At 61.6% G+C, this 24,257-nt stretch carries 23 protein-coding genes and 3 pseudogenes; 4 read left to right on the top strand and 22 right to left on the bottom strand.

Annotation, left to right across the window (positions count from 1 at the left end):
- Positions 1-329: 329 nt before the first annotated feature.
- From IEY49_RS19735 to IEY49_RS19725, 4 genes and pseudogenes are all read right to left on the bottom strand, one after another.
- The gene (locus IEY49_RS19735) at positions 330-1,472 is read right to left on the bottom strand and encodes a permease prefix domain 1-containing protein (RefSeq protein ID WP_189011903.1); all 1,143 of its coding nucleotides are present in this window, start codon (positions 1,470-1,472) and stop codon (positions 330-332) included.
- Positions 1,469-1,726: pseudogene (locus IEY49_RS19730) on the bottom strand (PadR family transcriptional regulator); the annotation flags it as partial. The pseudogene IEY49_RS19730 and the gene IEY49_RS19735, both read right to left, overlap by 4 nt.
- Positions 1,727-1,767: 41 nt before the next feature.
- Positions 1,768-1,914 (bottom strand): annotated as a pseudogene (locus IEY49_RS21975) (TubC N-terminal docking domain-related protein); the annotation flags it as partial.
- Entirely contained in the window at positions 1,908-2,291 is a 384-nt protein-coding gene (locus IEY49_RS19725; protein ID WP_189011902.1) for a hypothetical protein, read from the bottom strand. The pseudogene IEY49_RS21975 and the gene IEY49_RS19725, both read right to left, overlap by 7 nt.
- Positions 2,292-2,330: 39 nt before the next feature.
- Between IEY49_RS19725 and IEY49_RS19720 the strand changes: the two genes are divergently transcribed.
- Positions 2,331-3,209, top strand: coding sequence for an alpha/beta fold hydrolase (locus IEY49_RS19720; protein ID WP_189011901.1), 879 nt, complete (start codon positions 2,331-2,333; stop codon positions 3,207-3,209).
- Between the two features lie 305 nt (positions 3,210-3,514).
- Here IEY49_RS19720 and IEY49_RS19715 read toward each other — a convergent pair whose 3' ends face one another.
- From IEY49_RS19715 to IEY49_RS21765, 11 genes are all read right to left on the bottom strand, one after another.
- On the bottom strand, positions 3,515-5,050 hold the full coding sequence (locus tag IEY49_RS19715) for an MHYT domain-containing protein (protein ID WP_189011900.1): 1,536 nt from the start codon (positions 5,048-5,050) through the stop codon (positions 3,515-3,517).
- A gap of 136 nt (positions 5,051-5,186) precedes the next feature.
- Positions 5,187-5,354 (bottom strand): hypothetical protein, encoded by a 168-nt coding sequence (locus IEY49_RS19710; protein ID WP_189011899.1) that lies wholly within the window; start codon positions 5,352-5,354, stop codon positions 5,187-5,189.
- 39 nt (positions 5,355-5,393) lie between these two features.
- On the bottom strand, positions 5,394-6,089 hold the full coding sequence (locus IEY49_RS19705) for an AAA family ATPase (protein WP_189011898.1): 696 nt from the start codon (positions 6,087-6,089) through the stop codon (positions 5,394-5,396).
- 231 nt (positions 6,090-6,320) lie between these two features.
- Complete coding sequence (locus tag IEY49_RS19700; RefSeq protein ID WP_189011897.1) at positions 6,321-7,226, bottom strand: carbohydrate kinase family protein; 906 nt, start codon at positions 7,224-7,226, stop codon at positions 6,321-6,323.
- Positions 7,214-8,047, bottom strand: coding sequence for a PIG-L deacetylase family protein (locus tag IEY49_RS19695; RefSeq protein WP_189011896.1), 834 nt, complete (start codon positions 8,045-8,047; stop codon positions 7,214-7,216). The genes IEY49_RS19700 and IEY49_RS19695 overlap by 13 nt, the downstream gene beginning before the upstream one ends.
- A 3-nt stretch (positions 8,048-8,050) precedes the next feature.
- Positions 8,051-8,902: a carbohydrate ABC transporter permease gene (locus IEY49_RS19690; RefSeq protein ID WP_189011894.1), complete on the bottom strand. Its 852-nt coding sequence runs from the start codon at positions 8,900-8,902 to the stop codon at positions 8,051-8,053.
- A complete protein-coding gene (locus tag IEY49_RS19685; protein ID WP_189011892.1) occupies positions 8,899-9,831 on the bottom strand; it encodes a carbohydrate ABC transporter permease in 933 nt (310 codons plus the stop codon). Before IEY49_RS19685 ends, IEY49_RS19690 begins: the two co-directional genes overlap by 4 nt.
- Complete coding sequence (locus tag IEY49_RS19680; RefSeq protein WP_189011890.1) at positions 9,815-11,056, bottom strand: sugar ABC transporter substrate-binding protein; 1,242 nt, start codon at positions 11,054-11,056, stop codon at positions 9,815-9,817. Before IEY49_RS19680 ends, IEY49_RS19685 begins: the two co-directional genes overlap by 17 nt.
- 245 nt (positions 11,057-11,301) lie before the next feature.
- Positions 11,302-12,711 carry an argininosuccinate lyase gene (locus tag IEY49_RS19675; RefSeq protein ID WP_189011888.1) on the bottom strand — a complete coding sequence of 470 codons (1,410 nt, stop codon included), beginning with the start codon at positions 12,709-12,711 and terminating at the stop codon, positions 11,302-11,304.
- The gene (locus tag IEY49_RS19670) at positions 12,701-13,714 is read right to left on the bottom strand and encodes an ROK family transcriptional regulator (RefSeq protein ID WP_189011886.1); all 1,014 of its coding nucleotides are present in this window, start codon (positions 13,712-13,714) and stop codon (positions 12,701-12,703) included. Before IEY49_RS19670 ends, IEY49_RS19675 begins: the two co-directional genes overlap by 11 nt.
- Positions 13,715-14,260: 546 nt before the next feature.
- The gene (locus IEY49_RS21765; RefSeq protein ID WP_268239109.1) at positions 14,261-14,392 is read right to left on the bottom strand and encodes a hypothetical protein; all 132 of its coding nucleotides are present in this window, start codon (positions 14,390-14,392) and stop codon (positions 14,261-14,263) included.
- 326 nt (positions 14,393-14,718) lie between these two features.
- Between IEY49_RS21765 and IEY49_RS19665 the strand changes: the two genes are divergently transcribed.
- Positions 14,719-15,321 (top strand): hypothetical protein, encoded by a 603-nt coding sequence (locus IEY49_RS19665; protein ID WP_229780932.1) that lies wholly within the window; start codon positions 14,719-14,721, stop codon positions 15,319-15,321.
- Positions 15,322-15,747: 426 nt separating this feature from the next.
- Here IEY49_RS19665 and IEY49_RS19660 read toward each other — a convergent pair whose 3' ends face one another.
- Positions 15,748-16,290: a flavodoxin family protein gene (locus IEY49_RS19660; protein WP_189011884.1), complete on the bottom strand. Its 543-nt coding sequence runs from the start codon at positions 16,288-16,290 to the stop codon at positions 15,748-15,750.
- 1,280 nt (positions 16,291-17,570) lie between these two features.
- On the opposite strand from IEY49_RS19660, the gene IEY49_RS19655 reads away from it, so the two are divergent.
- Entirely contained in the window at positions 17,571-17,840 is a 270-nt protein-coding gene (locus tag IEY49_RS19655; protein ID WP_189011882.1) for a hypothetical protein, read from the top strand.
- A gap of 10 nt (positions 17,841-17,850) precedes the next feature.
- Entirely contained in the window at positions 17,851-19,323 is a 1,473-nt protein-coding gene (locus IEY49_RS19650) for a replication initiator protein A (protein WP_189011880.1), read from the top strand.
- A gap of 1,013 nt (positions 19,324-20,336) precedes the next feature.
- Here IEY49_RS19650 and IEY49_RS19645 read toward each other — a convergent pair.
- The 6 genes and pseudogenes from IEY49_RS19645 to IEY49_RS19625 form a co-directional block, all read right to left on the bottom strand.
- Entirely contained in the window at positions 20,337-20,660 is a 324-nt protein-coding gene (locus tag IEY49_RS19645) for a hypothetical protein (protein WP_189011878.1), read from the bottom strand.
- A gap of 133 nt (positions 20,661-20,793) precedes the next feature.
- Positions 20,794-21,060 carry a hypothetical protein gene (locus IEY49_RS19640; protein WP_189011876.1) on the bottom strand — a complete coding sequence of 89 codons (267 nt, stop codon included), beginning with the start codon at positions 21,058-21,060 and terminating at the stop codon, positions 20,794-20,796.
- 113 nt (positions 21,061-21,173) lie between these two features.
- On the bottom strand, positions 21,174-22,064 hold the full coding sequence (locus IEY49_RS19635; RefSeq protein ID WP_189011874.1) for a ParB/RepB/Spo0J family partition protein: 891 nt from the start codon (positions 22,062-22,064) through the stop codon (positions 21,174-21,176).
- On the bottom strand, positions 22,061-22,831 hold the full coding sequence (locus IEY49_RS19630; protein WP_189011872.1) for a ParA family protein: 771 nt from the start codon (positions 22,829-22,831) through the stop codon (positions 22,061-22,063). The genes IEY49_RS19635 and IEY49_RS19630 overlap by 4 nt, the downstream gene beginning before the upstream one ends.
- 581 nt (positions 22,832-23,412) lie before the next feature.
- Positions 23,413-23,643: pseudogene (locus IEY49_RS22105) on the bottom strand (IS982 family transposase); the annotation flags it as partial.
- 163 nt (positions 23,644-23,806) lie between these two features.
- The gene (locus tag IEY49_RS19625) at positions 23,807-24,139 is read right to left on the bottom strand and encodes a hypothetical protein (protein WP_189011870.1); all 333 of its coding nucleotides are present in this window, start codon (positions 24,137-24,139) and stop codon (positions 23,807-23,809) included.
- Between the last annotated feature and the right edge of the window lie 118 nt (positions 24,140-24,257).

Here is a 24,257-nt window from a genome sequence, read left to right as displayed (position 1 = left end):
TTTGAACTCGGCTGAATACGTCTTTCGTTGTCCCATGTCGCACCTCGTTGTCGTTATTCTCGGAGTTCTTAACTCCGTCTACGCACAACTGGTGCAACCCCAGACAACGTGGCAGGTGCATGCCTCAGCGTATGGGTGTTGTCATTGAGCTCACGTCCGTCAATGTGCGCTTCCCTGTAAGCGTTTCGGCTGAAGTCGTCTGCCCCTTCTTTTTTCACTGCCAAAAAATGCCGTGTAAGGCTCTCTCTGCAACGAAGAAGGCGACCCGAAGGCCGCCTTGATTTCCTGAATATCCCCTGGTACTCACACAGGCTCACTCAACCGTTTCACTATGGCCGGTCGGACACCGGCTGGTTGGGAACAAAGACGCCAGATTTCAGATTGCCGAGAGGGACGCCAGACAGGCGCACCAGAAGGGCCGCAGATCGATTGTTCTGTGGCGCCATCCCCAGGCCAGCGGCAGTGCTCGTGAACCTCAGGCGGGGGGAGGACGAGCGTATCTGCAGGGTGCCATTGGCTAGAACAGGTGCAATGTCGCCGGTGTACACCCCTTTCGTACGGGTCAAGAGCATCACGACCTCCCCTTCGGGCAGACCAGTTGTGAGCCGGTGCGTATGGACTCTGTTCCGATTCATGCTCCATTGCTGTCGACGTTCAGGCCTTATTTGAGCGATGGCCGGTCCGACAAGTTCGTCGTACAACGCAGGCCCGAGAGCACTCCCATCATTGGTCGCCAGCGAGTAAGCCCCTTTGCTCGTGCGTGCGACAACGGCCTTGTACCCGTTGAGCGTGACATTCTGGTCGGCACTCTTGAGCATCATGACCACCAGACCGGGCGAGAAGTAACGTTCTCCATTTTTCCAACCGTCCGCTCGCCACTCGAGGACCTGGCGCTGGGACACAGTCATAATAAAAAAGCCCTCAGTACTAACATGACCCTCACCACCCAGATCTTTGGCCAGCTGTTCGAGTGCGCTGCCTGAGATCAGTGGGTTCGCTGAATGAGCCCAGGGTGCTGACTGATTCTTCTTGACGTAGCAGGTGACTTCATCTCGTTTGCTCTGACTGATCACATGGATGGTGTCAGCAGGTGGGACCACACCGCGAACGCAGTTGGGGCTGACGACGCCTGAAGTGGTGAGCGGGATGGCCATGGGCTCAGCGCCTCCAGCCAAGGCATACAGGGCAGCACTGATCGCAAGGGCTGCGGTGCCCACCAGAAGAATCATTTTTGGCATGTTGTAGACCCCATTGAGAGCGGCGCTGACTCGGACCGGTGACCCGAGTTCCGAGAGCGCCTGATGAAGGGCGTGTTCAGGAGTCGCACCTTGCCACTCCAGCTGCTCGACGCGGCAGAAGAGATGCTCTTCAAGCTCGTCCCGGACTTCGGTGCGTTTGCTCGGCGGCAGACCCATCGTCGCGTGGTGGAGGTATCGTTCAACAGCAGGTGAAGTGCGGCTGACCGTGGTCACTGCGCTTCACTTCCGGTCAGGCGGTGAACGGCTTTGGTGAAAGACTCAAACTCTTTCCGTTTGTTGCTGAGGGTGAGGCGGCCCTTGTCGGTGATGGCGTAGTACTTACGAGGCTTGCCGTTCCGGCCGGTTTCGCCGTACTGCGCTGCGAGGAGACCGTCTTGTTCCATGCGGTGGAGGGCGGGATAGAGGCTGCCTTCTTTGAAGTCGAAGAACCCTGCGCTGCGACCTTTGGCTTCCTGGATGATGGCGAACCCATAGAGTGGGGCGCACGGCCCCCCTTCTGCAGCTGCCGCAGGAGTTCTGCCTTCAGTGTCTTGATCTTCTCGGAAAGGTCCGGCGTGATGGCGCCCGCAGGACTACAAGCCACCAACCGGTCCCCCTGTACCACCAGCCGGACTCCCCTGACTTCCAGTTCCCGCAACAGTTCGTGGGTCACCATGCGCCCAACTCCTCCCCGTCTGCCCCTCGAACGGCTGCCACCACTTCCACCACACCACCATTTCCTAGGGGTTGGTGTGGTGGTGCAATGGTTTCCGGGTTCGGCAGGGCGTACAGTCCCCGGTCGAGTCGCACCACGTGGCCAGTCTGTTCCAGTGATTTCAGCGCCCGGTCGAACGTGCCGCCTTTCCCCAGCTTGGCGCGTGGAAGTGGACCATCCTGCAACGCCTCCAGAATGTCGCGCTGGGCTTCTGCCCCACGGTCCAGACGTTCACGGGGCAGGACACATGGTCCTGCCTCACCAATGAAGTCCAGTTCCACCGTGTTCAGCACCTCACCATCATTGGTGAAACAGGTGGTGAAGATCGCTCTGAGCATCCTGCCACCAGCACAGCTGCTCCTGACTATGCTGTGCAGGTGCCTCCCCAGCTTCCCTCTGGTGCATCCTCTGCCCCGCCTGAATTTCATGGGCTCGTCGATGTCGGCGGCTACCGACTGAATGCGAAGCTCAGTGGGCAGGGGCGCACCACCGTCGTGTTCGAGTCTGGTGGAGGATCCCTGCTCGAAGGGTGGGCCAGTGTCGAAGCGCTCATCCGTCCTTTCGCGCGGGTGGTCACGTACGAGCGGGCTGGCGTGGGAAACAGCGATTATCCTCCCTCCAATTACCCTGGGACCAGCGCAACCGGCGCATTGCGGACCCTGCTCCTTGCCCTGGGGGTTTCTTTTCCCATCGTTCTGGTGGGACATTCTCTGGGTGATTTCTTTGCCCGCGGGTACGCCGCGCATTACCCGGAGGACGTGGCCGGGCTGGTGCTGCTCGACACGCGGGACGCCCGCTTCTACGAACAGCTCAGCCCACACCTGCCGCCCAAAACGGACACGGAGTCCCCAGGGCTGGCGCGGCTCCGGGCTATCACGAGCTTCTACGTGGGAGGGGAACTCCGCGAACCGGCCGTGAGGCCCGGTGAGGACCCAGGACTGTGGTGGACGGTGTACGACCTGATGCGAACCCTCCAGGAACGAGGCGACCTGGGAGATCGCCCGCTGGAGGTGGTGGTCCGGGGGGTGGATGACTTGGGCGACGCCATGACCCGCGACCTTCCAGCAGCGGCTGAGCTCGCCTGGCGTCAGGTGGAGAGGCAGGGGTGGGAAGCCGTGAAGCGGCTATCCTCTCGGGGACGAATGACCGTGGTGGAAGGGTGCGGCCATGCTCTTCCGCAGGAGCGGCCGGATGTGGTCGCACAGGCTATTCGGCGTGTTGTCGAAGCGGTTGGCCCGCACGGAACACTGCACTGAACGCCAGGCCCTGGAGCGGCACCCGCACGCCCGCAATCTCCAAGGCACCGCAAAGCGCTCCGCATCACCCCCAACGCACCTCGAACCTCAGGAGCCGCCGCTGGACAGAAACTCGGGCACTGCCCTGTTTCACGGCTCAACACTTCGGAAGTGTCCATGCTCCACCTGCCTCACGGCACGGCAGCCAAACGTCACGCCCCTACCGTGCCGACACTCCAGTGAGGTTCAGCTGTTCAGCCGGGTTGCTCATGTGAAGCGTCGCACTACTGAGGCAAGCTGACGCCACCCACAACGTTCACAGGGAGCTACGCCGGTTCCAACATCGTCGCGGAGACTGGCACCACGCTGAGGGTGAACCAGAAGGTGCTGCCCTGTCCAGGGGTGCTGTCCACCCACAGCCGGCCGCCATGATGCTCCACGATTTTGCGACACAGGGCCAGGCCAATCCCGGTCCCCTCATACTCGCTCGACGAGTGCAGCCGCTGAAACACCTCGAAGATGCGCTCGAAATAGGGCTCGTCAATCCCGATACCATTGTCCCGGACGCCAAAACGCCAACCCTCGGGGTCAGGTTCTGCCCATACCCGCACCTGGGGACGCGTGCCTGGACGTTGGTACTTGATGGCATTGCCAATCAGGTTGCTGAACACCTGCTCCAGGGGCAGGCTGTCACCCATCACGGTCGGCAGGTCACCCCACGAGATGTCCGCCTCCACCGCATCCAGATCGCCGCGCAGGCGGTCAATGACCCGTGGCACCAGCTGGGCCGTGTCGACTGGCATCATTGGACGCCGCTCCGATTGCAGGCGGCTGTACGTGAGCAGGTCGTCAATCAGGTGTTTCATGTGGTTCCCGCTGACCAGAATGTGTTGCAGGTAGGTGCGGCCCCGGTCGTCCAATTGCTCGGTGTATCGCCGGTCCAGGAGTTCTGCGAAGCTGACCATCGTGCGCAGCGGCGCTTGCAGGTCATGCGAGGCAACGTACGCAAAGCGTTCGAGTTCCGCGTTGCTGCGGCGTAATTCCTCCGTGCGCTCCAGCACCCGCGCTTCGAGTTCCTGCTGCCGAATCTGCGCCTCACGCGTAGCGTCGCGCTGCCGGGCCAGTCGACGGTCCATGAACAGCGTCCACAACGCGGCGAGCATCAGCAGACTGGACACCAGGGCGACCCCAAGCGCCAGTGTTGCCTGAGACTGGGTCTGGGCCAGCTGTCTGGGTCCGGACATCTCGGCCGTCGTGACCTGGACCTGCAAACCAGCCATGGCGGTGTAATGCATGCCAGCCACGGCCAGACCCAGCGCCAGGGCCGCCACGACCTGCCAGCGGCGCTGGGAGCCGCCCGAAGTACCGAAATGTTGGGCCAGACGCAACGCGACAGTGGCCGCCGTCACAGCGATCAGGAGGCTGAGCAGCACAGCCCAGGGCTGGTGGTTCAGGTGTCCGCCCAGGCGCATGCTGTCCATACCGAGGTAGTGCATGGACCAGATGCCCACGCCTAACAGTGCTCCCCCCAGGAGCAACGCCTGGCGGGTGACCGGCTGGCGCCGCACGGCCCAGAGGGCCAGCACCGCCCCGAGAGTTCCTGCCACCGCAGAGAGCATCACCATGCCCGGGTCGTACGACACAGGGATCGGCAACTGGTGGGCGAGCATGCCGATAAAGTGCATCGACCAGATGCCCAGGCCCATGATTAGGGCACTCAGGAGCAGGTGCGGCATGAACGAACGGGTGGCACGGGCCTCAACGCGTCCCGCGACGCTCAGGGTGGTGTAGCCAGCCAGGCTGGCGACAAGGACGGACAGCACCACCAGTTGCGGTTCGTAATGTCCAGTCAGTAAGTCCATAAAGCTAGCGGCGATGATAGGGCAGCGCGTCGCCCAATGAAATGGAACGAACCGCAAGCCCGGCGAGCCGGGCCGGGTTGGACTCGGGCCAGTGCCTGAGCACGTCCAGCACCCGGCCATGCAGCGCCTTTTGCCTTTAGGGTGAGATGGCGTTCAGCACAGCCTGCCGTCCCAGCTCATGACGGAAGGCAAACCCCTCGGGCTGCGCGAGGAGCATCCCACTGGCCAGGCAGTCCTCGACCCCGCCCAAACCGGTCCCCACCACCTCCAGGAGCAGCCTGGATTCCACCCGGGTCCCGAGCACCGCCGCTGCCTCCAGCACGGCCCGGCTCGCGGGGGAAAGTCAGGCTGCCCGCGCCAGCACCACGTCGCGCACAGTCGCGGGAATCGCCTCGCCGCCTGCTGCGAGGATTTCGGTAACGAAGAAGGGGTTGCCCCCCGTCTGCCGATGTAGCGTGACAACGTCCAGGCCGCTGCCTTCGGAGAGCTGTGCCACCGCACTGGCCGGCAGAAGTGGGAGGCTCATACGGCGGACGGCGCCCAAGGTGGCGAGGTCGCCCAGCAAAACTCGCAGGGGATGCCTGGTCCCCACCTCATCGTCGCGGTAGGTGGCGATCAGGAGCCCCCGGCTCGCGCCCATCCTGCGGCCCAGGAACCGCAACAGGTCGATGGTAGCCTCATCAGCCCAGTGGACGTCCTCGAACACCACCACGGTGGGGGGAGCGCCCCCACCGAATTTCGCAAGCAGGGCGCGGAACAATTCATCACGAGAACCGGAACCTTCAGGAAGCGCGTCCAGGCCGCCCAGTGCACCTGCCATATCCAGCAGGGGCCCGAGGGGGCGTGGCGTAGACAGCGGGTCGCAGGCACCGATTGCCACGCGAACTCGTTCTCCCAGGTCGCGGGAGAACGTTTCGATCAAGGTGGTCTTGCCAGCCCCGGCCTCCCCTCCCACGAATACGAGGCGACCCGGTCCCGCCGTGGCCTCACCCAGCAGGCGGATCAGTTCCGCGAGAAAGGGGGCGCGCTCGATCACCATGTTTCATTGTAGGAACTCGGCGTCGCGCGTATTTCAGCACGAGCACACGGGCGTTCCCCATAAGCGGCGTCTGACCTGCTTGAAGCGAGCACCGGAGCTGGAGGACGTACTGCGCGGGAAGTGGCAGGGAGGTGGACGTACAAGTGGACATCCAGCGTGGCGTCCACGGGCCCTGGATGAATAAACGCCGAGTAGGGCGGACAGGATGAATGACCTAAAAGACCCATTCGGTCAACCCGGACCATGGATAAATTTGCGAGGCAGGGTTGCAATGGCGTTCGAGGCCACCCGCACAGCGTAGGCAAGAGCCTCCTCTACCTGAGCCCCGCCGAGAGTGGCATGCAGAAACGCCGCGTTCCAGGTATCACCCGCACCCACCGAATCGATCACCCTGACCGTAGGAGCCTGCTGCCGGAAAACCCGGCCGTGCTGGCAGGCCAGGACACCGGAGGCCCCAAGTTTGACTGCTACGACACCATCAGGCCGAATGTGGCCTGCGAGATGGTGCAAGGCCGCGTCAAGGTCGGGGAGGCCCGTCAGGCCAAGGGCCTCGATTTCGTTGATCAGCAGATAGGTCACGTCAGGCAACCAGCGATGGATTTCGATACGCACGTCTTTCGTAAAGCCAGTGACAGGCCAACCGAAGTCCACCGCGACTTGCGTGCCACGTGAAGTCAGCTCGCTCAGAACGGACGGATACTCGCGGCGGAGCGCCGGCGTGAGAAATGCTCCGGCGAGCAGGGTGACGCACGCGTGTGGAACATGCGCACACAGATCATCCCAGCTGAGCGTTTCCAGGTGCCCGAGACAGGTGATGAAGCTCCGCTCGGTGGTTGGATGATAAAACGCTGTCGTAACGGACGTCGCACGCGGGGTCGGTATCCACATCACGCCGGAAGGCGCAAACTGCTGGCAAAGCCACTGACCAGCCAGGTCGGTCCCAACCGTGCTGACCGTAAGCGCGCCGGTTCCGAGCTCGGCACAGGCCAGCGCAACGTGGCCAGCGCTGCCACCAACACGCCAGATGAGCTCCGGGACCAGCACCTCGGTGCCTTCTTCCGGCCAGCCTGCCAATGGCCCAAGAATCAGGTCCACATTCACGTTCCCAACGACGGCCAGAGGCGTCAGCTCCGGCACAGCTGCTCCTGGCGGTAGGTAATGTTCACGCCCTCGAACAGGTCCTCAACCGGGTAGCGGGCCATGGGCCCGCGCAAGCCACCCAGGCTGAACGTCTCCTGCTCCAGCAGGGGCCCGATCTGCTCGTCAGACAGGTTCCCCAGGGTGCTCAGTGGGCCCGTCTGCGTCCGGTGAGCGTGCAGCGCGGCGCGCTTCTGACCCGCGTGTGCATGGACGTCGATCCGGGCTGCAATCGTGGCGTCAGACACCGCATAGGTCTGTGGGGCAAGTCCACTGAGTACCCCGAGGGCCTGCCCGCCTTGAAGGCGGCGCATCTCCTCGCCTGTCTGTACCACGTAGAACAGCCGCTGCACCTCGTGGCCGCGATTTCCGGCGCTGCTGAAAGCAGCCGTCGCCGCGCGGTGGGCGACAAGGTGGTCCGGATGGCCATAGATGCCGTGCGGATCGAACGTCAGCATGACCTGGGGCCGCACCAGGTCAATGACTTCCAGAATCCGCGCCTCGATCTCTAAAGGGTCGACATTGATGGTCGCGAGGGGGTCATCCCTCCGGAGCCGGTCGCCGCGGCAGCTGTCACGGTACCCGAGAAAGATGGGAGGTGCCACGCCAAGATGCGCGCAAGAGTTCCGCAGTTCCTGTTCGCGCTGGGCGGCGAGGTCCGTGACCTGCAACGAGGGATCCGTATTTTTCCCAGCCTCGCCGCGCGTCAGGCAGATCAGGGTGACATCTGCGCCCTGCGAAGCGTACCTGGCGAGGGTTCCGCCGCACCGCAGCACTTCATCGTCGGGATGGGCAAAGACAGCCAGAAGCGATGCCTGCATGCCTTACCCTTTGAGCCCAGTAAGGACAATGCCGTCGATGATCTGCTTCTGAAAGATGGAAAAGACAATCAGCACCGGAATAACAGCCAGGCTGCTGGCCGCCATGATCAGACCCCACTGCGTACCGGCCTCCCCGTTGAAAAGGGCCGTACCAACCGGCAGCGTCCTGAACTGGGGTTGCTGGATGACAATCAGCGGCCACAAAAAGGCATTCCAGTTGCCCAGGAAAGTGAAGATGGCCAGGCTGGCCAGGGCGGGTTTCACCAGCGGCATGGCAATCCGGGTAAAGATGCCGAATTCACTCATGCCGTCGATGCGCGCCGCTTCGATCAGATCGGTAGGGAGGCTCTCGAAGAACTGCCGCATCAGAAAGACCCCGAACGCGCTGATCAGACCGGGGAACATGATGGCGAAGTACGCTCCCGGTACGCTCTTTGTCAGTTCAAGGTCGCTCACGCCGACGAACCAGGGGATCACCAGCATTTCCGTGGGAATCATCAGGGTCGAGAGAATCAGCAGGAAGATCAGGTGCTTGCCCGGAAAGTCGAATTTGGCCAGGGTATAGCCGACCAGCGAATCGAAGAACAGCACGCTCACAGTGGTGATGGCGGCGATCAGCAGACTGTTGGCGAACCAGATCAGGAATTTTGTCTCGGTCAGTACCTGCCGGTAATTGTCGATGGTGGGCTGAGAAGGCAGAAACGTCAGGTTGAACAGTTCCTGAAAACTTTTGAGGCTCGTGAGGAGCATCCAGACGAACGGGAAGAGTGTAATGACGATACCCACGGTGAGGGCGGCGTAGGCCAGCCCCGTCTTGAGGTCAGGCTTGCGGCGTGGCGCAGCGGCCAGGGTCATACGTCGTACCTCCGCGTCAGGAACTTCAGCTGGATGACAGTAATCAGCAGGATCAGCGCGAACAGCACAACCGTGACGGCAGACGCATACCCCATCTCGAACCGGCCGAACGCCATCTGGTAGATGTACAGCGCCACCGTCATGGTGCTGCCCAGCGGTCCGCCCTGGTCCGTGAAGTTGAGGTTGACCACCTGGGTAAAGAGTTGCAGATAGGAAATGGTGCCGGTCACCACGCTAAAAACGATGGTGGGGTTCAGAAGCGGGAGGGTGATTCCCCGGAAAGCCTGCAGCCCGGTCGCCCCGTCAATCTCGGCCGCCTCGTAGTACGTGCGGGGGATGGCCGCCAGCCCGGCCAGGAACAGCACGATCTGAAAGCCGAGATTCTGCCAGACCACGAGCCCGGCGGTGGTGGCCAGCGCCTGCGAAGGCGACGTCAGGAACTGCTGCGGGGGAATGTGCAGCCACATCAACACCGTGTTGACCGGTCCGAACTGCGGGCTGAACAGCCACTGCCAGACCCAGGCCGCCGCCACGATCGGCGTCACGAAGGGAGCGAAGTACAGGGCACGGTACAGTCCCCGAAAAGCGGTAATGCGGCTGAGCATCAGTGCCAGCGCAAGACCCAGGGCAATCTGGGCCGGGACGCCAATCACGGTGTACAGCGCTGTGTTTCTCAGGGCAGTCAGAAACTTCTCGTCGCTGGCCAGCCGCTCATAATTCTCGAACGCCACGAAGGGCTGCTGTTCTTTCAGGATATTCCAGTCGAACAGACTCATCTGCAGTGCCATGAACGTCGGCAGAAAGCGCACGATCAGGAAAAAGAGCAGTGGTATTCCGAGGAACAGGTATGCGGTGCGGGTCTGATGTCGTTTGAGGGAGCCGCGGGCGGGCGTGACCGCCCGCGGCACCGCTTTACTTGTAATGTCCATCCAGGATCTTCTGTTCTTCTGCGGCTGCCCTCTTCACGGCGTTGGCAGGCGTGCCACCCTGCAACAGCACTGTATTGATGGCATCGACCCAGGCCTTGCGCTGGCCCGCCTCATCGACGAACAGGGTCGAGGAAGCAAAGGGCAGCGCGTAAACGAAGGGCCCGTACACCGGGTCCTTGCGAAGCGCCGGGTCGTTCACCAGCTTCTTGCTGGCGGGAATCTCACCGACGCTGCGCAGCCAGGTCTGCTGCGTTTCTGCGCTGGTCAGGAACTTGATGAACTTCACGGCCGCCTCGAGTTTCTCTCCCTTGGCGTTCTTGGTAATGCCGTTCACCCAGTACGAGCCGAAGTTCCCGCGCACATTGCTGTTCTTGAAGGTTGGCAGCGGCATCACGCCCCAGTTGAACTTGGCACCCTTGCTGATCGTGGCCACAGCGAACGACCCATCGATGATCATGCCGACCTTCCCGGCAATAAACGCGTCGCGGTAGCTGTTGTTGCCGGGAAAAAAGTTGGGCGTTCCGAGCTTGTGCTTGGTAAACAGCTCCGTGTAGAAGGTCATCGCTTTCAGGCCGGCCGGGCTGTCGTAGTTCACGTTCTTCCCGCCGTCACTGTACGGCGTTCCGCCGAACTGCCGGACAAGCACTTCCCGCACCATGTGGAAGTCCTGTCCGTCAGGCTGAATCCCGAATCCCAGCTGGGTGAAGCGTGGCGGTGAGCCTTTCACGATCTTTTTCGACGCGGCAATAAAGTCTTCCCAGGTGCGCGGGGGAGTCAGCACTCCTGAGGCCTTGAGAAGGTCTTTGTTGTAAAAAACCGCCAGGGTCCGCACCGAAGTCGGCAGCGCGTAGTACCTGCCGTTCATCTTGCTCGTCTTGATCATAGGAACGTAGGTGCTCTCGATACTCCGGGTGGGGAATTCCTTCTCCGGGAGGGGCTGGAGGTACCCGCTGTCTACGTATTGCGGGAGCCAGCCGTAAAACAGGTTCACCACGTCTGGCCCCTGTCCGGCGGGCACGCTGGAGGCAACTTTCTGATTGTAGGCGTCGTAGGGAAAGGTTTCCTGCTTGATTTTGATGTCCGGATTCTGCGCTTCGAACTTCTTGATCAGCTCGTTCATGGTGCTGACCTTGCTGGCAAAGTCATACTGCCAGTACGTCAGGGTAACGGGCGCGGCAGAGGCCGTGACACTCAGGGCAAGGGCGAGCGTAAGCAGCTTTTTCATCGGATCTCCTTTAAAAGGGATGAAGCGGGTAAACAAGGGATGGTCTGACCGTTAACGGGACGCGCGTGAGGCACGAGCTTCACGGTCCTTGAGAAGCACGCCTGAACACCGGCACAGTGCTACCGGTTGCCGTCCGGTCGAAGCCACTGAGGTCCCGTCGTGTGGGACGCCTCAGGGTCATGGGCGACTCTGGCGGGCTAGCCTGACGGGTTCAGGACGGAAGAAGACTGCGGATGTGCCGTCGTTCATTTTTCTCCTCCTTCTAGGTAAATGCGCGCGTTGATAAACCGTTCCGTAGCTCCTGCATGAACTGCGGTGTCCTGTTCCAGACGGTCCTGGGCTTGCCGCAGTTCCTCGCGCATCACCTGGGGAGCGGGGCCGCCCAGAGTGGTGCGCCGGGCAATAAAGTCGGCAGGGTCCAAGGCGCTGCGGAGGTCCGCCTCACTCAGGTCGATGCCATGCGTTTTCAGATCGTTGACCGTTACGGTATACAGCGGCCGGTCCTGCACATGCAGGTCCGAGAGCAGGCGTTTGATGCGGGCGTGGGCGTCCCGGAATCCATTCCCGGACCGACGTGTGATGGCGTCAGCGAGTTCGGTGACTGCCGATTCACCATGCTGAGCTTCCAGGAGCCAGAGTTCGCGGTTGAGCTGGGGGTTGGCGAGTGAGACGGTCATCAGCTCCATACCTTCACGGAATTCCTGCCACATGCTGTGCAGGGAAGGTTGCATATCCGGCCCAGGATCGTTGATATCTCCGAATGGGACATTGTGGCTGCTCAGGATGATGCTCTGTGTCATGCCGATAGCCTTACTGAACTTTGTGCGGGCGTGTTCCAGCGCGACCGGGTTGCGTTTCTGAGGCATGACGCTGCTGCCCTGCACCAGGCCGTCCGGCAACACGATCAGTCCCTGCGACGCCCAGAACAGCAGGTCGTACAGCACCCTCGACAGGGTGGTGGAGGTGACCGTGATGATGCTGGCCAGTTCTACCTGCCAGTCACTGGCGCTGACCGCGTCGTAGGTGTTCTCGATTGGCCGGTCGAACGCCAGCAGATCGGCCGTCATGGTGCGGTTGATCGGGAAGCTTGTTCCGCCCAGAGCGACGGCACCCATCGGACTGAGGTTCAGGCGGCTGAGGGCGCCGAACATGCGTTCGGTATCCCGGGCGAGGTTATTCTCCACGGCTGCCAGGTAGTGGGCGAAGGTGGTGGGCTGCGCCGGCTGGTGGTGCGTGTAGGCCACGATGATGGTTTCCACTTCCCGTTCGGCCAGCGTCAGGATGGTCTGGCGCAGGGTCAGGATCCGGGAGATGGCACGCATGAGGCGCATGCGCGCGCTCAAACGGTAGATCGTCATGTCGAGGTCGTTGCGCGACAGCGCGGTGCGCATGGCACCAGCCGCTGCAGGGTCGCGTTCAGTAACGGCCTGGTCGAGTGTGAAGAACACGTCCTCGATCCGCGGGTCGTAGGGAGGGAAAGGCTGCCGCCTCAGTTCACGCAGGTGATCTGCGGCTTCCCGGGCATGCTCGACATCGCAGTTGCTCAGCATCAGGGCGTGGGCCGTCAGGGCATCGAACAGGTGCGGCAGAAGATGCTCGCTGGCGTAGACATAATCCGGCTGCAATACCGCCTGCTGGTAGGTGTTATGCCACATGAGTCTCTCGGAAGCCGCCGCTGAGAACAAGTTCCCTGGCGTGTCTGAGGGCGCACAGACCTGCGCCGTGCAGGGCCGACCGGGGGACATCGGTCTCCGTCGCAACAGTCACGGAAGGTGCCAGCAGATCAGGGAGCCGCTCATGCAGCTGGCAAAGGCGCTCGGGTTGCAGACCCAGGACTATATGTTCGAGATCCAGGGTGTGGCTGAGCGCCGCGAGGGTATAGGCAATGGCGTCCAGCCGGGCCGCCCAGGGCAGCTGCTCCAGAGGCTCCCGCGCCTGGGTGTACCGCGTAGGCCACGGAGATCGGCCCAGTTCTCCAGCGCGTCCATGAACGCCTCGATACAGATGCCCTCCCAAAATTAAACCCATACCTGTTCCGCTCGGCCGTTCGATAAGTGCGGCAAGATGCGTGAACTCCGGATAACGGTCCTGTAGGGAAAGGGTCACAAGATTGGCGTCGTTCTCATACCGGACAGACACGCCAAGTTTCTTTGTGGCAGCATTTAACGCGCATACGTCGAACGCGGCCAGCGCGTTGGGTTCGCCCACTTGACCTGCGTGATCAACCGGGGCGGGAAGTCCGATCAGCACAGCCCTCAACGGACCGAAGGGGGCCGAACGGTGTACCGTCTCGATAAGCCCAGCTGCTTGTTCGTTTGGGTTTTCTATGGAAAGCCGAGCCTGCTCACTCCGGGGCGGATGGAGCGCCAGGCCGAGAACATGAGCATTGAGAAACTCAGGCTGCAGGTCGATGGCCAGGACGGTTCCCAGGCACGGATGGAGCTCTACAGCCTGGGGAACTCGGCCGGTGGTGTGGCTGGTTCCAGTAACCAGATGCACAACGTTCTGTTCAATGAGGTCCTGCACGACAGCGTTCACGGTGACTTTGGACAGGCCAGTGAGGGCTGCCAGTTGGGGACGAGTCAGCTGGTCGTGATCGAACAGCGTAGTGAGAATCTGACGGCGGTTCAGGCGCCGGAGGCGCTGGGGCTGACTCATCATGGACCTCAGTTAAGAAACTTTATTTACTATTGCCCTAGCGTACTCCTCTGTATGTCAATCAGCAAGCGCATCAACTTCTTGCCAAGCTGCTGGCAAGCCGAACGTACACCAGCATCTACGATCTGATTGAGCAGGCCTTCCGGAAGCACTTGGATGCCATTGGTAAGAGTTCACCCCTCCAGTGCACCATTGATGGTGAGCCACAGGTGACTCCTCTGCCCAGGCGGACAGAGTGAGAGCAGTCCACTCCTGCATCCCATGCAGCAACGCTTCTCCTTCAGGCCAGCAGACAACAACCGGTACCGCCCCTGCGCCACCCCCTCCAGATCCGAGTAGATGCCTGCCTGATACCCCGCTGCATTGACGTAATTGAACGGACTCATATGCCGGCCGATCATGAGGTCCAGATGCGGCGTCCCTTGCGCCCGCATGACACCGATCACGTCCTGCACCGCTAACGTCCGGTCCGTGTGGTGCTCGGTAAGTTGTCGGGCGGCCGTGAAAATTATAGTTCAGCCTGCCGCAATGCCCACACCCGTGCAATCAGTTGTTGGTCGGCGCAACCGCCTCAACAACGCGCCCGACGGCGTGTGCAATGACATCCGGCCGCTCCTGCGGAATGGCGTGGTCACACCCCTCCACGCTCATTCGTCCCCGCGAGGACAACCGGGTCATGGCGTCCCACCCCTGCCTCTCCACCTGACGTCAGGCGAGCCCGGTCGTTGCTGGCAAGTCGCCTCCGAACCCGGGACGGGAGGGAGAGCGGACTGTTTGGGGTCCGCTTCCTAACATCCTGCCCTCCAATGCTATCGGGATTTTGCTCAGTGGGCAGGATTAGCGGGCCCGCCAGAGGCATTTCAGGATAGGGCAAGCACACCCTGAATGTGGCGACGGTCGGTGTCACACGGAGTTGCGCCGGTCCTTCGCGACCCGTCATCTGATCACGTGCGCTTTGTTAAAGGCTTAGACCGCTTCACTGGGCTTGCGCAGGCATGTGCTTGGTGCCGGTGACCCGCTTGGTTCCCGTTCAATATGAGTATCTGCTCAAGCAGAACGGCAGATACGACAAGTCGCTTGTACCCGATTTTCACATGTGGGGCTTGTGGGGCACTGAGACTGAACCAATGTTACAAATCCGCCCGGCTATTGTGTTGGCTGCCACTCTCGTTATCACTGCCCCACTTCAGGGAGCACAAGCAACCGCGCTCGAGAAAGCGAAGTTTGTTTTCCACCTAGGGGCAGCGTACTACGCTTTCAACACCTGGGTCTGGAAACCATATCGACAGTACGAGTTCAAAGTGGGCGCACCAAACCAGAGAACGAATATCGTTAAAGCAGGCGCTGCCCTTCTGTTTGCTGGCTATCAGGTCAATTCCGCCATCAAGATGACCAGAAATACTCAGGATCCCTTTCTTAAGAGAATCGGGGCCCTGCTCCCCAACTTCAGCAAGTCACTCACTGCTGTGGGCGACGACCTGAAAAACGGCCGCTTCAATGAACAGGGCATTCAGCAACTGAACCGCAGCGCGACCACATTACTGAATACTGCTCAGCAGCAAGGACAGACCATCCGTCCTGTTGCCGTACCTATTCCTGGTTTATGAATCTGACTGCCCCGGCGGTAGAAGACTCCCTTTGTAGAGGACTTAGAGAGGAGTGAACCTCTGCTCGGCTTATGCCAGCAGTTCTGGGATCACGGTGGCTTCAACGTGCTTCTGGGTAGGACTGAAGCTGGCGAGCGGCAGGTACCACTCGGCGTAATCACCACACAGCAGTTCGAACGCTTCCCGGCGCCCTCACAGACCCGCCATAATGCCGCGAGTGTTTAAAGATCCAACGCATTGGAGTGCAACTCGGTAGTGGACTGCAACTCGGTAGGATGGAGGCTGGAAACCCGCGCAGGCGCCACAATTCCGAGAAAAGGAGTTACTCAAGGACCACATCCTTGATGCTCTCGTGGGTTGATTGTGGCTGAGAGTACTCAGCGACAACAATCAGTCCAGCAAGCGCAGAAGCCGGTCAAACAGCTGTCACTGATGAAAGAAGCGCTGGGCGGCGTCTCTCACGACTGGGTCATTCAGCGAATCACCAGGTTTGCTCCCGTTCCCAAGCAGTTCGCCCATAAACGGTGCTCCGAAATAGCTGACACACAGGCGAATGGACTCGAGCATCGGTCGGGCTTGTTCAGGGGTACCAGCGCTCGTGGCAATTGTCCAGAAGCGCTTGCTGTGCATCCCTTGCCTGAATCCTAGGTCGGGAACGCGCAGCCAGGCACTCCATTCATCCAGGTACCGTTTCAAGTCTGTGGGAACGCTGTACCAGTAGACCGGGGCGACAAACACGATGTCTGACGCCGCCATTGTTGCATCCAGAAGCGTCCTGGCATGCCCTTCCGGTTGTGGGTAGACACCCGTGGTGTGCCGCCAGTCCTCAAAGGGTTGGAGCGGATAGTCCCGGAGGCGAAGCCACGTGGTGTCCATCTGATCGGGAATGCCCTGAGCGGCCTGCCGGGCAAGTTGCTCAGTGTTGCCCCCGTGCCGGGCACTTGCGATGAGAAACAGGTAGTGACGCACACAGCAGTATATGCGTGGCGTTGACGAGAAAAGAGGGGCCTGTACTCTCTCTGGCAACGGCTGCACGTGCGGGTGGGGGTATCCCGCAGTGATCTCTTCCCATATCTGAAATCACGCCGGTCTCGTTAATCTCCGCACCCTGAGCAGGATTCCACAACTGACCTGACCGACTCTCATGCGAATGGGGAGCCCAGGCTCCCCATTCGCATCCCGCACAACTGCGCAATCGGTCTTCAGTCGTCCGGATTGAGCATCGCTTTCGCTGCCGGAGGAGATTCCCGTCATCGCCTTGAGCACACGATGTCCATGTTGGCCTTGGGTTCTGCATGCTGCTCTCCCCCGCCGATCCCACGGTGGCAAACCTGAGTGATCCAATGACTTCCGGCAACAAAATGACTCGTGGCCGCCCTGCATCACCTCCGTCCGATGACACACTTGAGCACTTCACAGCTCCCCACACGCTGGCAGACAGGATTCCGGCGTTCACACCAGCCGGTTTTATAGGTCCGGGCCTCATACACAGACGCACACTGACGGGGCCACACGGTGGAACCGCTGTGTTTCACCTGTCGCGTCGGTGGACCGAACCTGTCTGTCCGGTCCTGGGCCTTCAGCCGCACTACCATCTCGTCCAAGACCACCGGCAAGCCGCTCACTGCAGCTGGCATGGGGCTTCTCTGTGGAGCAAGGCATCGGCATGGCCCGAGGCGAAGGGGCGCTGGAGCACATAGCCGGCAAGCTCTCTCTCAATGTTCAGCACCCTGCTCGCCATTGCTGGTGGCTGGATCAGCGCAGAATCGTCTTGATTGCCCTGCAGGTCAATCTGATTCCTGGTGGCACCTGCTGGCAGACCACAGGAACCTCTGCGTTACGCACTGTCCAAGATGTCCGAAGACGAGGCATGTAAGACGGTGAGGTGGACGGGTGATGTGGCAGCCATCTGACCGAGTTGTCCGATCATTCCGTCACATCGACGTCAGAACTGACCGAGATGTCCGGGGGTATGTGAAGCTGGACCGTCATGTGACCCTGTTATTGGATGAGGGGCCTGCATTCTTCGGACATCTTGGCCACTCAGGTTCGGACATCTTGGTTGCCTGCAAAAGACTGCGTGGAAAACGCTGTCCCTGAGCCTTCATGCCGGAAATCCGCTGACCACGCCTGTAACCAAGATGTCCGAGGTGGTGAACCTCGAATGACCTCCTAAAGTTCGGACATCTCGGCTGATTTTTCCTGAACATGCCCAGAGGGAGTTCGGACATCTCGGTCAATTCAGTCTGATGGATTCGGACATCCTGGCCACCTCAAGCTCGGACATCTCGGCTGATCGCTTTTGTGGAGTTCGGACATTTTGGCTGGAAAAGCCCTGGTCGTTCGGACATCTCGGTCAGTTTCTGGCGACCTGCTTCGGACATCTCGGTCAGTTTGACGTGATAAGAGCTTTCCAGGACGGAAAACAAGCTCATTGCCTGATGATGATCATTTCTTTTTATCATCACTTCTTTTTATTCAATCAGGAGACTTCAACATCAGAGGCCGCCGGTCTATAGTGCAGGGACCGTGAAAGGAAAGACGTCCGGTTCCACTTCCCGAGTTCCGGCCGCCGTGCGCACCCCTCCCCTGCCCGAGCGCCTGGACCGCATCGATGAACTCAACATCGGCCGGCTGGCCCTGATCAGCGTGCAGGAACGGATTCCCGACGATTACACCAGTTGGGAAGTCGCCTTCGAGGTGGACGGCCAGCCAGCCCTTTTGTCCTGTATTGCCCCATCCGAGTTCGGGGGCGTACCGCACGGTCTTGACGGCGACATCATGAACGGCCTCCTGACGATTTTCGTGGAGCAGGGTGCACCGGAAAGCGGCGAGATTATCGCCACACCTCACCAAATCCTTCAATGTGCCGGACTCGACACCGGGGGCCGCTACTATCAGATTCTGCGGGCGAGTCTTCACCGGCTGAACAGCGCGAAGTTCCTGACCCAGAACGCGTGGCGCGCGCACACCCAGCGCCGCTGGACCACGCAGACGTTCTCCTTGATCGAGGGGCTGTCGTACGACAGCGCCGACCAGTCTCTCGGGAAAGGCAGTGTGATTCATATTCGGCTGCCCAAAGCGCTGGTGCAGAGCGTTCGCGCGCAGTACATCAAACCGCTTGATCCGGTGCTTCTGAATCAGCTGGTGCGTCCCCTGGCCCGCAGTGTCTACCGTCTGCTGGATGCCAAACGGTACGATCCGGCCGACCCGCAGATGATTACCATGGAGTTGCGCATGACGCTCACGGCGTGGGGTCAGGAGTGCAAGCTCAAGGACCTGGTGCCGAGCCGCATCAAGCGGACCCTTGAAAAAGCCCACGACGACCTGCAAGCCTGCGGGTACCTGACCGCCGTGGTATATGAGGGGACTGGCAGCCAACAGGAGATCGTGTACCGCTTTGGCGACGGTCCCACGTTCGGTCTGGATCTCGTGGCTCGGATCATGCGGCACGGCGTCGGTGAAGCAGTGGCCAATGGGATCGTCCAGAGTGTGCCTCGGGAAGAGCTGCTCCACCGCCTCGCCAAGGCCGAATTCCTGTTGCAGCGGGACCGCTCCCGGATCAAGAACACATCAGGGTACGTGGTTACCGTCCTCAAAGACGACGGCTCACGCTTCCCGGACCCTGAAGGCTTCGTCTCCCCCACCGCCGTGATGCCGGCGACCATCCGGGCAGCTGCAGTCCCGCAGGTAGAGGATGACGTCGAGACGGTCCGTCGGGCCCGGGAAGAGGCACTCCGGTCGCTGCCCCGCTCTGAGCAGGCCGACGCCATCGTGGCTCGCCTCCGTCTGTTGGGAGGCGTCCACGTCATGAAGTTAGGGACAGCGCGCCTGAGCGCAGTGCATCAGGCCATCCTCGAAGGTGTTCTTGACGCCATTGTGGTCGAGCGAGAAATGATGGCTGCCGTTTTCGAAGGCCGCACGGAGCCTTTCCTGAAAGTGCTGATCAAGGAGGCCGCCGAGCGGCGGCGCCAGGGTCAGGAAGCTCTGCTCGGGGGATGAAAGCATGCCCAGCGGCCTTGTCCTGCAAAACCTTTTACGGATCTGAGTGTCAGCCCCGAAGTCTCTGCCATGTTCACTTCCTGGATACCTGGGTCGGCCGACACCAGCGGGAGCGTGGCCATGAGCTTGTCCCCTAGTTCCCCACGGTAGGCGGAACGCAGCGCTGCCCTCCGGGCGATCTGGCTTCCTTTTGGCGCACGCCTGAAGCCCGCGAATGTTGTTCAGGTGTAACCACGACCACCCCCCGGTTCAGAGAACCCGCTTTGACCAACTATCCAACCGGCTCATGCAGGGGCTCTTTCGAAGAAGGAGCGCGAACCCAGGCGAATCCAGGACAGCCCATTCCTAATCGGTCAAGTCGCTGGTATAGGCGCGGTGCGTCATTCACCACGCTACGTCCGCACCAGGGCGTGCAAAATCACCTTGGCGACCTTTCAAAACGCTCTTTGAGACTTGAGGCAGGCCACCTGAAGGGAGCGGGTGGAAGAAGACAAGATCATGTCCCTCCTCCGCTTTGCTGGAGCCTCACCCATTCCTGAACAAAATGCTCAGCGGCCCTGGGCCCGGTTGCGGTGACATAAGCGGCATGAGTGCTGCGTGCGGTTCATCCCCTCGGGGTGTCGTCCTGTGCGGCGCCTGTGGATGTCCAGTTCCCTGGACCGTCGCCGCGTGCATTCAGGCATGCTCTCCCGTACCCGACCGGAAGGGCCAGAGGCTTCAATTTCGGACCATGGCACGGTGCTCATTCCCTAATGCGTAGTGCAGAGGATTGCCCCACTGACCCGTGAGTGCTGGCCCGCCCGGAGCTGCTGGCGAGGGAAGCAGTCTGAAAGGGACCTGCTGACGTGAGAGAGGCAGGATCTCCCCTGCCCGGGTTGACCAGGCGGCGTGGGGGCTGTTGGCCCACTAGCGGATGCGCAGGCTGTCCTCGCGGGCCGCGTCGTCGTTGGCAACCGTGACGGGGTCAGGAGGAGATGCACGGCGGGCATTGCCTTCGGTGCTGCGCAGCGCGGTCACCACGTCAAAACAGACGGCCCACGCGGCGATGACGGCGTCCGGGCTGCCGCTGAGCTCGGCAGCTCCGACCTGAGCCTGCGGGCCACGTTGAAATTGTCGCTGGCCGGCAGGCGCGCATCGGCCGCCAGGCGGGTGCGTGTGCTGCCCCACACCTCGGCCTCCCGGGCCTCGGCCCGTTGAACGTTGAGGGTCAGGGCGAGCGCGGTGGTCGGGATGACTGGGTCACTGCACAGCTGGGCGAGCAGCCCGTGGGTTTGATGGTAAGCGGCAGCCGGCGTCCGGCGCAGGTCCAATACGGGGGTTACGGGAGCGGCGAGCATCGTCAACCTCAATGCGTTCTTACCCGCATGTTTGCTCTGTTGTGGGGCACGGTGGTGTGTTGCTTATGGGGCTCCGTGTGCTGGCCGGGCCAGCAAGATCCGCCCCGGAGGGCGGCCAGGATGGGGGAGAGGTTCAGCCTTCCCAGTCGACCCCGACCATGTGCACGCCGGACCCGTCTGTGGTGAGTTCGACTCTGGAGCACAAGCTGCCGACGGCGCACAGGACCGCCCGGCTCAGGGTGTTGCGCAGGCACTGAGCCGGGTGGGGCAGCTGGGCACTGTCATCGAGGGTGTCCGCCACGGTGCGTTGTCCGTCCCAGTAAGGAGGCAAATCCACGGCCACGAACTCGTGAGTGGCAGAGATGTCCTGGAAAGCGTGCGGGCCGTTGCGTTCGTACATAAGGGCAGTTTCGCTCTGTTTCAGTGCCAAGAGATATACTGTTTTTGTCTAGATTGTCTGTCAGCAACGGCAAACGCTGCCCTGGACGGGGCAGCGTTCATGCCGGCATGAACTTACTCGTCGGCAGCCAGAGCGGCGGGCATTTTGGCGAGCCAGCGCTCGACGGCCTTCCGCTCGTCGGCCCCGAGGTTCGCCATGAAGCGACGGCTGGTCAGCCGCCTCCCGGCGAGCTCCGCGCGTGGCACCGTGGCCTTCGGTGCGGGAGCGGTGAGGCGTGCAACCTCCTCGCGTAGCTCTGCCCGCGTTGCCCCGCCCTCCGCCACGGCGATGAGGCGCGGGTGCTCCGTCTCGGGAGCGCCGGCGATCACCGCAGCCACGGTATGGGGCAGACCAGCTCGCAGCGCGTCAACCAGCGCGGGTGGCCAGTTGAGCACCCGGAGCTTGTTCTTGGCAAAGCCCTGCCAGCCTTCCCCGAGCCCGGCGAACAGGGCGTCGAGCGCGGCATGGTCTGCCCCTGGTTCCTCGCGCAGCAGCTGCATGATGCGACCGCGGGCGTCATGCTGCTCCAGGCCCAGGGTCAGGGCCACCAGGCCGAGCTTGGCATCGACCTCGTCGATAACGTTGAGGTCCTGGCGCTGGAGGTTTTCGACCAGGCCCGCGGCCAGCGCCTGCCGGTCATCAAGCTCCCGGATGAACACGGGCACTTCGGCCAGCCCGGCCAGCTGGGCAGCCCGCCAGCGACGTTCACCCGCGACGATCTCATGTCCGCCTCGCACCGGGCGCACCAGCAGCGGCTGGAGGATGCCTTCGGCCTGGATGCTGGCGGCCAGTGCTTGCAGGGCGGGATCGTCGAAAGCCCTCCGGGGCTGCTGGGTTCCGGGGCGCAGGGATGCTACAGGAAGCACCTGCGCCGCCGCGGTGGGTGCGCGGTTCTTGAGCTCACCGAGGCCTTCTCCCAAGAGGCCAGACAGGTCCGGCTTCCGGTCAGGGCGCTTGCGGGTCATGCGGCCCCCTGGTGGTACGGCAGCCCGATCACGGCCGCGAGATCTGCGGTCACGCGGCGCACGTCGTCGTGCACCGGGCTGTTCGGCGCGTAGATGCCTACGGGGGCCCCCTGCATGGTGGAATCGAGCCACACGGCTTCCCGCTGCGGAACTGGCGCGGCAAGGGGAGAGAGGTGGGCCTGAAGTTCAGCCAGGACCTCGCGGTCGTGCACGCGCCGGGCGTCGTAGAAGGTCGGAACGTACAGGGCCACCGCGAGATCCGGGCGGACCTTGCGGTACTGGGTCATGGCCACTTGCAGGCCGGGCAGAGCGTCCAGACCTTTCTGACGGGTGGGGACGGGCACGATCATCTGATCAGCCGCCAGGGCGCCCAGGATGGACAGCTGGCCCAGACTGGGTGGACTGTCGATCAGGACTACGTCGTATCGTGCCTCGAAGGCGTCAAGTGCTTCACGTAGGTGCGCCTGGGCGCCGACCCGGCCCATCATCTGGCCTTCAGCCAGAGCAAGCACCATATGGGAAGGGATTACATCAAGGCTATGCGCTTTAAATGGTGTGGGCAGAGGCAGCCCATCGACGGCGGTGGCGAACACGGTGTCCTCCTGCGCCACGCCGGAGATGCCCATCCAGCCTGTGAGGCTGGCCTGCGGATCCAGATCGATAAGCAGGACGCGCTGGCCAGACACCGCCAGCTCGTGGCCCATATTAAGAGTGAGGCTGGTCTTTCCCGCTCCTCCTGCGTGATTGAACACCGTTAACGCAATCATGCCCGCACCATACCGCGTTCGAGACATGAGACAGCTCTGTTCATGCCGGCACGAACAGGGCTGAGACTGGGGGGGCAGAACCAGCCGACCATGTAAGCCTGCGGCTCCAGCCCAAAGGCGTCACTGTGCTCATGGTAGATGTCATCAAGGTGGACGAGCGCTTAGAGGGTCTCATCATCCAGTGGACCCTCGGCACTGGCGACCAGGCGCACGACGCGGTGGACGAGCGCGATGACCTCGGTGGCGAGTTGGGCGGCTTCAGGGGTTCCCCGCTGAGTCATTCGTTCCAGCGCGAGCATAAGAGCAGGACCCACTCGTCGTAACGGTTCCCAAACCTCTAGGCAAAGCGTCCGTTGCATCTCTGGGAGTTGAAGCCCTGCTGCGCCAGGAGGTGACGGTCGCGAATCTCCAAGTCATCGAGGAAAAGTGGGGCCATCAGCGCGCGTATCGAACAGCTGGTCCTGCACTGAATCGAGGACTGTATCGTAGGCAACTTGACGGTAGTTGACGACGCATCGGCAGCGTTTAGTTTTGTGAGCTGCTATGTCCGTGGAGGCGAGGCACGAGCGAAAATACCAACGGGCCAGCTGCTTGACCACCTGGGTCAACCGGGCGAGCCGGATGCGGGCCTGGGGCTTTGAGAGGAAGTATGGAAAGTGGTTGAGTCTGAGAAAGCGCCCCCAGTGGCTGAAATACGACACCTTGTGCAGCTTTTGAAGTAGGGCCACCGCTAGCAGTTCTGCATCCGAGATTTTCTCGTGTAGATGAATCAGTTTGCGAGGGAAGTGGGGCGCGATCCATTGACTGTGCATGGTGACGGCCGCAAAGAGTGGCAGTAAAGTGAGGTCGCTTGCGGCGCATAACGCCGTCCCCTTCGCGTTTTTTGCCCTATTGTTCAACCCTTATTCCCGGTAATTAATCCAGCGAGTGGCCTGATCTTCAGGCCACTCGCTGGAGCATTCGATCACCCCGGGGTTAAGTTGCCAGAACCGGCAGGTGAGCGGCACGGGCCTGATGCCGGATCTGCGGCCCACCAACGCGCTCGATCACCACGTACAGTTCCAGCAGGGGCTCGCCGGCGAGCCCGTGGTCCCACGTGTCCAGATGATCCTCGGCGAGGTCCTGGTACGTCCACCCCTGCGCGCTTTCGGAGTAGTACAGGACTGCGAACGGATAGGGGGACGGCAGGCGGAGCCGGAACGACGCAGCCAGTTCGCCTGTCATGTACCCCTTGAGCTGCAGCATCTGGGTGGAGGAGAGGGTGAACCGTATGCCGTCCCGCGCTTTGTTGTTGTGCCAGCTGCACATGGGCATCAGGTGACACTGAGGTTGTGCCGGTTTTGCGTACTTCAAGTTAAGCGGCGGCTGGCTGTCTGGCAAGATGGTGGGCTTCGAACTCGGCAGGGCTGAGATACCCAAGGGTCGA

It is taken from the genome of Deinococcus malanensis (assembly GCF_014647655.1).
In the GTDB taxonomy this organism is placed as follows: domain Bacteria; phylum Deinococcota; class Deinococci; order Deinococcales; family Deinococcaceae; genus Deinococcus; species Deinococcus malanensis.
This window is presented reverse-complemented; position numbering and strand designations above follow the sequence as displayed.

What these genes read in the sequence shown, in the direction of transcription:
- IEY49_RS19725 (WP_189011902.1), bottom strand. Translation starts at nt 2,291, where the DNA reads ATGCTCAGAGCGATCTTCACCACCTGTTTCACCAATGATGGTGAGGTG.
- IEY49_RS19715 (WP_189011900.1), bottom strand. Translation starts at nt 5,050, where the DNA reads ATGGACTTACTGACTGGACATTACGAACCGCAACTGGTGGTGCTGTCC.
- IEY49_RS19705 (WP_189011898.1), bottom strand. Translation starts at nt 6,089, where the DNA reads ATGGTGATCGAGCGCGCCCCCTTTCTCGCGGAACTGATCCGCCTGCTG.
- IEY49_RS19695 (WP_189011896.1), bottom strand. Translation starts at nt 8,047, where the DNA reads ATGCAGGCATCGCTTCTGGCTGTCTTTGCCCATCCCGACGATGAAGTG.
- IEY49_RS19690 (WP_189011894.1), bottom strand. Translation starts at nt 8,902, where the DNA reads ATGACCCTGGCCGCTGCGCCACGCCGCAAGCCTGACCTCAAGACGGGG.
- IEY49_RS19685 (WP_189011892.1), bottom strand. Translation starts at nt 9,831, where the DNA reads ATGGACATTACAAGTAAAGCGGTGCCGCGGGCGGTCACGCCCGCCCGC.
- IEY49_RS19680 (WP_189011890.1), bottom strand. Translation starts at nt 11,056, where the DNA reads ATGAAAAAGCTGCTTACGCTCGCCCTTGCCCTGAGTGTCACGGCCTCT.
- IEY49_RS19675 (WP_189011888.1), bottom strand. Translation starts at nt 12,711, where the DNA reads ATGTGGCATAACACCTACCAGCAGGCGGTATTGCAGCCGGATTATGTC.
- IEY49_RS19670 (WP_189011886.1), bottom strand. Translation starts at nt 13,714, where the DNA reads ATGAGTCAGCCCCAGCGCCTCCGGCGCCTGAACCGCCGTCAGATTCTC.
- IEY49_RS21765 (WP_268239109.1), bottom strand. Translation starts at nt 14,392, where the DNA reads ATGACCCGGTTGTCCTCGCGGGGACGAATGAGCGTGGAGGGGTGTGAC.
- IEY49_RS19655 (WP_189011882.1), top strand. Translation starts at nt 17,571, where the DNA reads ATGGATTCGGACATCCTGGCCACCTCAAGCTCGGACATCTCGGCTGAT.
- IEY49_RS19645 (WP_189011878.1), bottom strand. Translation starts at nt 20,660, where the DNA reads ATGCTCGCCGCTCCCGTAACCCCCGTATTGGACCTGCGCCGGACGCCG.
- IEY49_RS19640 (WP_189011876.1), bottom strand. Translation starts at nt 21,060, where the DNA reads ATGTACGAACGCAACGGCCCGCACGCTTTCCAGGACATCTCTGCCACT.
- IEY49_RS19635 (WP_189011874.1), bottom strand. Translation starts at nt 22,064, where the DNA reads ATGACCCGCAAGCGCCCTGACCGGAAGCCGGACCTGTCTGGCCTCTTG.
- IEY49_RS19630 (WP_189011872.1), bottom strand. Translation starts at nt 22,831, where the DNA reads ATGATTGCGTTAACGGTGTTCAATCACGCAGGAGGAGCGGGAAAGACC.
- IEY49_RS19625 (WP_189011870.1), bottom strand. Translation starts at nt 24,139, where the DNA reads ATGTGCAGCTGGCACAACAACAAAGCGCGGGACGGCATACGGTTCACC.